General features: G+C 64.1%; 4 protein-coding genes and 2 pseudogenes. 1 reads left to right on the top strand and 5 read right to left on the bottom strand.

Features of this window, described 5'->3' with window-relative positions:
* Positions 1-126 (top strand): annotated as a pseudogene (locus BVER_RS33065) (IS5/IS1182 family transposase); the annotation flags it as partial.
* Here the strand turns inward: BVER_RS33065 and BVER_RS28065 are convergent.
* The 5 genes and pseudogenes from BVER_RS28065 to BVER_RS28045 all read right to left on the bottom strand — a co-directional run.
* Positions 124-642, bottom strand: a pseudogene (locus BVER_RS28065) (MBL fold metallo-hydrolase); the annotation flags it as partial. The pseudogenes BVER_RS33065 and BVER_RS28065 overlap by 3 nt on opposite strands.
* Positions 639-1,211: a DUF1289 domain-containing protein gene (locus BVER_RS28060; RefSeq protein ID WP_232316890.1), complete on the bottom strand. Its 573-nt coding sequence runs from the start codon at positions 1,209-1,211 to the stop codon at positions 639-641. The gene BVER_RS28060 and the pseudogene BVER_RS28065, both read right to left, overlap by 4 nt.
* 35 nt (positions 1,212-1,246) lie before the next feature.
* Positions 1,247-1,744: a YbaK/EbsC family protein gene (locus BVER_RS28055; RefSeq protein ID WP_050456031.1), complete on the bottom strand. Its 498-nt coding sequence runs from the start codon at positions 1,742-1,744 to the stop codon at positions 1,247-1,249.
* Positions 1,745-1,770: 26 nt separating this feature from the next.
* A complete protein-coding gene (locus BVER_RS28050) occupies positions 1,771-2,697 on the bottom strand; it encodes a hydroxymethylglutaryl-CoA lyase (protein WP_198155450.1) in 927 nt (308 codons plus the stop codon).
* A gap of 142 nt (positions 2,698-2,839) precedes the next feature.
* The gene (locus BVER_RS28045) at positions 2,840-3,781 is read right to left on the bottom strand and encodes a 2-hydroxyacid dehydrogenase (RefSeq protein ID WP_050456030.1); all 942 of its coding nucleotides are present in this window, start codon (positions 3,779-3,781) and stop codon (positions 2,840-2,842) included.
* Positions 3,782-3,946: the final 165 nt, after the last annotated feature.

The following is a 3,946-nucleotide window of genomic DNA, read 5'->3' as shown; positions in this document are numbered from 1 at the left end:
TTCTTTAAGCGTATCAAGCATTTTCGTCGCGTCGCCACTCGATATGACAAACTCGCCCACAGCTACCTCACCTTTGTCTCCATCGTGTCTGCCTTCGGGCCGCTCTTAAATGTGAACAGGACCTAGTTCCGGAAAGATTACGCCAAAGCCGTTTTCCCACAACGCGTCCACGCTGATGAGCACGCGCGTTTCCGGGCAATGCAGCATCAGCGAATGCGGATCGTGACCGGGCGCGCTGAGCACGTTCCAGACGCAACCGCCGAGCGCGAGCGTCATGCCGTTTTCGAGCGTGCCCGTGAACGCGAAGCGCTCGCACTGCTGGCCGGTCGCGCGGAACGTCAGCGCGTCTTCGTTCCAGTCGCGCACGGCGGCCGCCTCGCTGACGGGAATCAGCGTGTCGCACGCGTAGGTTTGCTGAAGCAGCGCATTGCCGCCGCAATGATCCGAATGCAGATGCGTGTTGACGATCACATCGAGCGGACGCGCGCCGAGCGCATTGCGGACCAGCGCGAGCGTCTGCGGCGCGTGCGAGAAGTAGCCGGTGTCGATCAGCGTCGCGCGATCGGCGTCGGCGAACAGCACGTTGTTCGAGGACAGCCAGCCGCGTTCGAACACGGTCATCGAGGCGGGCAGACGCGTCATGTGCGTGGCTCGTTCGGCGTGGTTTCTTTCGGCATCACGACGATGGTCGCCGTCGCCTTCATCACGTTGTCGCCGCGCGCGTTGCTCGCGCCGCCTTCGAGCTTGACGAGATCGCCGCCGAGGCTCGCCTTCCAGTTCGCTTCGATCACCTGCCAGCGCATGGTCAGCACGTCGTCGGCCATGACCGCGCGCGTCAGGCGGATGCCGAATTCGAGTCCGAGCGGCTGCGCGTACTGCGAGAAATGCGTGGCGAGCATCGCCATCAGATGCGCGGTCGGTTGCGTGCCGGACGCGATCAGGCCGCCGAAACGGCTCGCGCGCGCCACGGCATCGTCGTGATGCAGCGGATTGCCGTCGTTGACGAGCGTCGCGAAATGCCGCACCGAATCGGGCGAAAGCGCGAGCGTCGCCTCGAACGATTCGCCGAGCATCACCACGCGCGCGCCTTGCCGGCGACTATCGACGCGCGAGAGCACGGCGCGCTTCGCGTCGTCGTCCAACGATGACCACGCGGCGATTTCGTCGATCGTGCGAAAACAGCCGTCGCAGAAACCCGTCTGCGGATTCATGCGGCACACGTCGACGTACGGCGACGCCACGCCGCTCATGACGCGGCGGTCTCGCGCAGCGCGACGTCGACGACCGGCGCACCTGTCAGCTCGATCAATTCCTGCGGCGACAGATTGAACACCGCGTGCGGATGTCCCGCCGCCGCCCACAGGCTGTCGAGCGCGAGCAGGTCTTCGTCGATCAGCATGACGGGCTTCACCGCGTGGCCGATCGGGCAGACGCCGCCGATCGCGTAGCCGGTTTTCTCGCGCACGAATTTGGCATCGGCGCGCGCCAGATCGCCGACGCGCGCGGCGATCTTCGCTTCGTCGACGCGATTCGCGCCGCTCGCGATCACCAGCACGGGCGCGTCGTCCGACTTGCGGCGAAACAGGATCGACTTGGCGATCTGCGCGATCGAGCAGCCGAGGCCCGCCGCGGCTTCGGCGGAGGTCTTGCCGGTTTCGGACAGCATCACGACGTCGTGCGGATGGCCGCGCTCCTTGAGCAACAGCGCGACGCGGCGCGCGGAATCGGGTAATTGATCGATCATCGGTTTCCTTGGTTCTTCGATAGTGCTCAGACGCACGCCGCGACGCCGGCGTTTTTCTTCGCGATGAGTGCGCGGCCCGCGCGCGATGCGCTCGGCTTGCCGATGGCGCGCGAAATCCAGTCGCCGATCTCGACGAGCTGATCCAGATCCACGCCCGTTTCGATGCCCAAGCCGTTCAGCATATAGACGACATCTTCCGTCGCGACGTTGCCGGTCGCGCCCTTCGCGTACGGACAACCGCCGAGACCCGCGACCGACGCATGATAGATCTCGATGCCTTCGAGCAGCGCGGCGTAGATATTGCCGATGGCCTGTCCGTAGGTGTCGTGGAAGTGCCCCGAAAGCCGCTCGCGCGGAAACGCCTTCGATGCGGCCGCCATCACTTCGCGCGTGCGCGCGGGCGTGCCGACGCCGATGGTATCGGCGATATCGATTTCGTCGCAGCCGAGCGCCTTCATTCGCTCGACGACGTCGACCACCGCGTCGATGGCGACTTTGCCCTGATACGGGCAGCCGAGCGCGCACGAAATGGAGCCGCGCAGGCGCAAGCCCGCGTCCTTGGTGGCTTTCGCGACCGGCTCGAAACGCGCGATGCTTTCCGCGATGCTGCAATTGATGTTCTTCTGCGAGAACGCTTCGCTGGCCGCGCCGAAGATCACGATTTCATCGGCGCGCGCTTCCAGTGCGCCTTCGAAGCCGCGCATGTTCGGCGTGAGTACCGAGTAGATCGTGCCCGGACGACGCTCGATACCGGCCAGCACGGCGGCGGCGTCGGACATCTGCGGCACCCATTTCGGCGAGACGAACGAGGTCGATTCGACATTTTCGATGCCCGCGTGCGCGAGGCGGTCGACCAGCGCGATCTTGGTTTCGGTCGGGACGAATTCCTTCTCGTTCTGCAAGCCGTCGCGCGGCGCGACTTCGACGATTTTTACCTTCCTGGGGGTCATCATGGTGTTTGTCTCCTTGAACAGACGAATGCTCGCCGGTCATTTTGCCGAAAGTCTGGATATTGTCGTGGCAAATCGGTTTGGGCGCCGGTGCGCGACGTTCGGGCCGTTGCGCGGGCCGTATCGATTCGGATGGCGGATCGACTCAATATCCGCGCGCGACATCGACGATGCCGCCGATCGGCTCGCCGCGCTCCAACGCTTCGATCTTGCGCGCGATCTGCACGATGCTTTCCTCGCGTAGCGTTTCCGCCGAGATATGCGGCGTGACGCTTACGCGCGGATGCGTCCAGAACGGGTGATCGGGCGGCAGCGGCTCGGTGCGGAAAACATCGAGCGTCGCGCCGGCGATCTGGCCGCTGTCGAGTGCGGCGAGCAGATCGTCATCGACCAGATGCGCGCCGCGCGCGATGTTCACGAGATACGCGCCGTGGGCGAGTTGGCCGAAGACGCGTGCATCGAGGATGCCTTCCGTGTCGGGCGTATGCGGCAGCAGGTTGATCAGCACTTTCACGCCGTCGAGGAAGGCATCGAGTTGATGCTTGCCTGCGTGGATCGTGACGCCTTCGATCGCTTTTTTCGTGCGTGCGTAGCCTCGGACGGGCACGCCCAGTTCGAGCAGCGCCTTCGCGATTTCGCTGCCTAACACGCCTAATCCGAGCACGCCGACGGTGAAGTCCGCGCGCGCGTGTTGCGGGAGTTTTTGCCAGCGGCCTTCGCGTTGTTGCGCGTCGTATTCGTCGAGTCGGCGGAGGTAGCGCAGGACCCAATAGGTCGCGTATTCGATCATCTGTTGCGCCATGCCGGAGTCTTCGAGGCGCACTAGCTTTGCGCTGGGCGGCAGCATGCCGGGGTGTTTTCGTTCGACGTCGAGGATGGCGTCGACGCCTGCGCCCAGGTTGAAGATTGCCTTCAGGTCTTGGCGATTTTTGAAGAGCTCCGGAGGGGGCATCCAGACGATCGCATAGTCGGCGGGATGGGTGTCGCCTTGTTGCCAGACGCGGATGTCGGCTTGGGAGAGTTCGCGGTTTAGGCCGCGGAGCCATTGGGCGATGTCGGGGGTGGTCTCGTAGAACAGGATTTTCATGGGTTTCTTTCTTCTTCTTCGAGGTAGGGCGGGTTTGGGGAGTTGTGTGCGTCAAGTTGTGCAGAAATCAGATGCCGGTGGTTTCAGTTGATCCTTCTGTGCGACGTGCGGCGCGAAGGGCGTAGCCCGCAGCGCCGAACGCCGCGCGGCCGCTATGCAGCAGCG

The sequence above is a fragment of the Candidatus Burkholderia verschuerenii genome (assembly GCF_001189365.1).
Lineage (GTDB): Bacteria > Pseudomonadota > Gammaproteobacteria > Burkholderiales > Burkholderiaceae > Caballeronia > Caballeronia verschuerenii.
Note: the sequence above shows the minus strand (reverse complement) of the source record. Positions and strands in the feature narration are given on the sequence as shown.